1 protein-coding gene is annotated in these 853 nt (G+C 51.3%); it reads left to right on the forward strand.

All coding sequences use genetic code 11. The annotated features are described in order from the left end of the window. Positions 1 to 819, forward strand: an 819-nt coding sequence (locus MHY24_RS11990; protein ID WP_239230926.1) for an IS30 family transposase, incomplete at its 5' end; no start/stop codon positions are given. Positions 820 to 853 lie beyond the last annotated feature (34 nt).

Raw genomic sequence — 853 nt, forward strand, 5'->3', positions numbered from 1 at the left:
TTGCGGCCGAAAATACCGAAACTACTAGCCAACAAAAGACTATGGGACTATGTATGCGCACAATTGCGGGCACAATGGTCACCTGAGGAGATTTCTAATCGCCTGCCCATCGACTACCCCACTGATAAGGACATGCGCATTAGTCACGAAACGATTTATGACGCCTTTTACCTGCAGGCCAAAGGAAGACTCAAAGACCTTGGCCTGGACTTGCCGACCGGTAGAAAGAAACGCAAGAAACGCCAAACCCGCTCCAGCACACCTGCCCAGCAACGCTTCGTCGACGACATGATCCTCATAGACGACCGGCCAGATGAGGTAAGTGAACGTATTTTGCCAGGCCACTGGGAAGGCGACCTCATCCTCGGTAAAAACAACCAATCAGCGGTAATCACGCTAGTAGAACGCGTCAGCCGATTTGTTGTCCTTGGCCACTTACCGGGAAGGCATACCAGCAAAGAAGTATTCACAGCCCTGCACAAGGCAGTTACAGGAATCGATAAAGCTATCTGGTCATCAATTACCTGGGACCAAGGAAGCGAAATGGCTGGTCATAAAGCTTTTACCATGGCCACTGACATTCCCATCTACTTCTGCCATCCAGGATCACCATGGGAACGCGGCAGCAACGAAAACACCAACGGCAGGCTCAGAAGAAACCTTCCTAAAAACAGCGACCTGTCCATCTACAGCGCCGAGGACCTAGAAATGATCGCCAACATTCACAACCACAAACCACGCAAAGCACTCAACTGGCGCACCCCAGCCGAAGTCATGACCAACGCCCTCACACAAACCGGTAGCATCAAACCAAACTAACCATCATCGTTGCAACGACCCCTAGAATCCGCCC

The sequence above is a fragment of the Corynebacterium sp. ACRPQ genome, from assembly GCF_022347225.1.
In the GTDB taxonomy this organism is placed as follows: Bacteria; Actinomycetota; Actinomycetes; order Mycobacteriales; family Mycobacteriaceae; genus Corynebacterium; species Corynebacterium tuberculostearicum_D.